Annotated in this window: 7 protein-coding genes; 4 read left to right on the plus strand and 3 right to left on the minus strand. The window is 40.4% G+C overall.

What is annotated here, in order from left to right; all coding sequences use genetic code 11:
- Window positions 1-52: 52 nt before the first annotated feature.
- From gerPC to VK080_RS11605, 4 genes are all read left to right on the plus strand, one after another.
- Entirely contained in the window at window positions 53-628 is a 576-nt protein-coding gene (gene gerPC / locus VK080_RS11590; RefSeq protein WP_324224921.1) for a spore germination protein GerPC, read from the plus strand.
- A complete protein-coding gene (locus tag VK080_RS11595; protein ID WP_324224922.1) occupies window positions 609-782 on the plus strand; it encodes a spore gernimation protein GerPD in 174 nt (57 codons plus the stop codon). Before gerPC ends, VK080_RS11595 begins: the two co-directional genes overlap by 20 nt.
- Before the next feature lie 7 nt (window positions 783-789).
- Window positions 790-1,164: a spore germination protein GerPE gene (locus tag VK080_RS11600; protein ID WP_324224923.1), complete on the plus strand. Its 375-nt coding sequence runs from the start codon at window positions 790-792 to the stop codon at window positions 1,162-1,164.
- A gap of 159 nt (window positions 1,165-1,323) precedes the next feature.
- Window positions 1,324-1,542 (plus strand): spore germination protein, encoded by a 219-nt coding sequence (locus VK080_RS11605; protein WP_324224924.1) that lies wholly within the window; start codon window positions 1,324-1,326, stop codon window positions 1,540-1,542.
- 178 nt (window positions 1,543-1,720) lie between these two features.
- Here VK080_RS11605 and VK080_RS11610 read toward each other — a convergent pair whose 3' ends face one another.
- The 3 genes from VK080_RS11610 to VK080_RS11620 form a co-directional block, all read right to left on the minus strand.
- Window positions 1,721-2,278 carry a hypothetical protein gene (locus VK080_RS11610; RefSeq protein ID WP_324224925.1) on the minus strand — a complete coding sequence of 186 codons (558 nt, stop codon included), beginning with the start codon at window positions 2,276-2,278 and terminating at the stop codon, window positions 1,721-1,723.
- 3 nt (window positions 2,279-2,281) lie between these two features.
- Complete coding sequence (locus VK080_RS11615) at window positions 2,282-2,914, minus strand: SCO family protein (protein WP_324224926.1); 633 nt, start codon at window positions 2,912-2,914, stop codon at window positions 2,282-2,284.
- Window positions 2,915-2,956: 42 nt separating this feature from the next.
- Window positions 2,957-3,189, minus strand: a 233-nt coding sequence (locus VK080_RS11620; protein ID WP_324224927.1) for a hypothetical protein, incomplete at its 5' end; no start/stop codon positions are given.

The raw sequence follows: 3,189 nt of genomic DNA on the forward strand, positions 1-3,189 counted from the left end.
ATACGCATATGTTATGTATAGGTTTTTGCCTAATCATAAGGAGGGCACTTGTATGAATGGCTGGAATCAATATATGTATAATCTTTACCAGCGTATCGATAAACAGGACCGGATTATCGAGTCTTTGGAAACACGTTTACAGCAGCTCGAAAATAATCATAACAGCCACCAAAGCAGACAAACGGTCGAAAAAATTGAATACCATTTTGACCAGCTGAAAATTGAAAATCTTGATGGCACATTGCATATCGGGCTGACACCGGATGATCTGAACAACATAGAGGATTTATCAGTGCCAGACACCGAGAATACCACAATCAAGCAACAATTATTGCCGGATTTGAATACCTATTTAAACGAAAATGGCGAACAGCTTATCCGGGACCTCGCCGCCAGAAATCAAGTGTCAATGGATAAAATCGATCCGGACATCCTTTTGCAGGATATGGCAAAACAGCTGCCTGAACGGATTGCACACTATGAGGCAGAAGCTGGACATAACAGGCAGGCAATGAACGTGGACCAGCTGAAATCTCATATAAGTGATCGGATCAAACACGAAATTTATCATTCACTGGATAAATACTTGAAAGGGATTGAACAGAACAATGAATATGGAAGTCCATAATTGGGGATTGGAAGTTGACAATGTGGCAGTCGGAACAGTTACAGCATCATCCGTATTTCTAATCGGTGATAACGATGCATTTGTCCTGTCGTCTTTTTACGACACACCACCTGAAGCAACAGCTATCGGAACAATTGTACCTTTATCAGGATGAGGTGTTGATGGTGAAAAAACGAACTGCCCTTACCGAAAAAATTAGTCTGAACGGCTTAACTTACAGTGCTGTTTTCAATATAGGTGATACGAAGATGTCCAATCCTCAATCCAGAGGAATTGCAGTACAAAAAGAGGGCGCATCTTTTCAGGGTGATGATGGGGTTTTTTTTGACAAATATGAACTATTTCATCAAAAAGCTAACTGGCCCAAGCCAGCAGTGTCAATGCACAAAAACACATGTCATCACAATGACACCATTCGCGTGAACCGTGTCGATATGACTGGCGTCAGTCAGGCTGGGGTTTTCCAGGTTGGCAGCATTGATCAGGTGTTTAGCGAAGCGCGTATAAAGCACATGCGAAAGTATTTAAACGATTAAACCTAGAAGTCTCGTCTTTTCAGAGGCCGAGAATCAGGAAATCGGTAAGTCAGCCGGTTTCAGTATCGAAAACATCATCCAAAATTAGATACTTCTGACGGTACAAAAACAAATGAGATTCATAAACTAATATAATCATTATACGAAGTAGGTGTTTTCATGCCATCGATTGTAGGTCCGATTAAAATAAACAGTGTGGATGGAGGCGTCATCAACTTTGGTGATTCATTTTATCTGTCACCAAAAAGCACGTCAAAAACAAGTTCCGGTTCCGGATCTTTTAATACGGGTGACTTTCTCAATACCAATAATGGTGTCAGCTCAACAAACCCGCTTGATCCTGACGTTAATGACCAGAATGTATCAGCAAATGCTTAAAGCGTCTGTGCACCCCGAAGTGTACAGACGCTTTGCTTTGTTCCCTTTTGTATAAGTGTTATGCTTACTTATTCTAATCTTCTGTCATGATATATTTTACCGCTTATTTTAAAAGCAACAAACGATTAAGAAATAGCCAAATTGAAAATAGGATAACCTCAATCGCGGGCTATCCCTGTTATTCATAGTCAGATGGGTTAACGAATAATAATTGAATTAAATATATTAAAATGGCCGCAGCTATCGTAATAAATCCCCATCCAAGCGTAATTTGTTCTTTGACCAAATAGTTATTGCATAATTGGACTGGTGATGCAATATATAATATGCCTGTCGCCGTATACACAATCATAAACATGATCAATGTCGCGTTTTTCCATCGTTCGGTCAGTTTACGCCAGCTATCTCTTAACGGAACACCTGCTAAAAATGGTAAAACGATAAACTTGAACACTTCAACGAGCGGGATTGTCAATGCATCGTCCATTGTCCGGGGAACATTCCAAAAAAACATAACAATCATAAACAGTAAAATTCCCGGAACGCCATCCAGGTTATATTTTTCAAAAAACGATGGCAATTTTTTTTGAAAAAAAGGTGCCATCAGAAATCCTGCCGCAACAAGGAGTGGCATTTGCATATGCATATGGAAAATCATGATTGACTCCAATAGATTAACAACAGGCGGAAGCATCAGAAACAAATAAAAAATCAGACCAATGATGACCTGTATCATATGCTATGCACCCACTTCCTGATCAAGAATCGTATTGACCTTCTCAGCAGCTGCATCCGGATTTGTGTAATCCATCACATCGATTAAATAACCTTCCGTGTCCACTAAATAAAATGCAGAGTTATGCGTGAAATTACCATATTCATCCGGAATCACAATGACTCCAAATTTTTCCAGCAACGAATCAAGTTCATTCTGGTCCGGAATGCGTGCCATTCGCCAAGTCTCACCATCACTTTCAAAATACCCTCTATATTTTTCCAGGGTTTCCGGGTCATCCCGCTCCGGATCAAAACTAATACTCAAGAATGTAATATCTTCGCCTATATACTTTTCAGGAATTTGTTTGTAAACTTGCAGCATATTCATCTCCAGTTCGGGGCAGACATCCTCACATGAGGTATACATAAACGTAATAAACAAATAGTCTCCCTCGAAATCGGAAATCGGATAAACACGTTCTTTGCTGTCTTCCAATGTAACTTCAGGAAACTTTGGTTTTTCTTCGAGTAAATCATTTGTTCTTGCTGTTTCCGCAGTAAAAGCAGTAAATCCATCCGTACCTGCATAAAACAATGTTACACCAAACAAGATGACGACGATTATCGCTATTGTGTTGTGTTTATTTTTGCCCATCACAATCACATCCTTAGAAAGCTTGGTATCAACGCCAAACCTTTATCCATTCAGGGTTGTCGGTCGATTGAACCATTGCAGCCGGATAAATCTTATATTGACGGGAAAAGAGGCTGGGACAAAAGCATTTTTATAAAAATCCGAACTTAAGTTGGTGCCTATGTCCCGCTCCGGAAATATACTTGGTGCTCGTCGTGTTGCATGAGGTGTCGGAGAAGCAGCACTCCTCGCAACTCGCAGTTTACTCGGTGGATGTTCAGCTCGTCGCTTTCCGC

The sequence above is a fragment of the Lentibacillus sp. genome (assembly GCF_035301925.1).
GTDB lineage: Bacteria > Bacillota > Bacilli > Bacillales > Amphibacillaceae > Lentibacillus.

Excerpts from the sequence above, each read along its gene's own strand:
- gerPC (WP_324224921.1), top strand. The coding sequence starts at position 53 with ATGAATGGCTGGAATCAATATATGTATAATCTTTACCAGCGTATCGAT.
- VK080_RS11595 (WP_324224922.1), top strand. The coding sequence starts at position 609 with ATGAATATGGAAGTCCATAATTGGGGATTGGAAGTTGACAATGTGGCA.
- VK080_RS11600 (WP_324224923.1), top strand. The coding sequence starts at position 790 with ATGGTGAAAAAACGAACTGCCCTTACCGAAAAAATTAGTCTGAACGGC.
- VK080_RS11605 (WP_324224924.1), top strand. The coding sequence starts at position 1,324 with ATGCCATCGATTGTAGGTCCGATTAAAATAAACAGTGTGGATGGAGGC.
- VK080_RS11610 (WP_324224925.1), bottom strand. The coding sequence starts at position 2,278 with ATGATACAGGTCATCATTGGTCTGATTTTTTATTTGTTTCTGATGCTT.
- VK080_RS11615 (WP_324224926.1), bottom strand. The coding sequence starts at position 2,914 with ATGGGCAAAAATAAACACAACACAATAGCGATAATCGTCGTCATCTTG.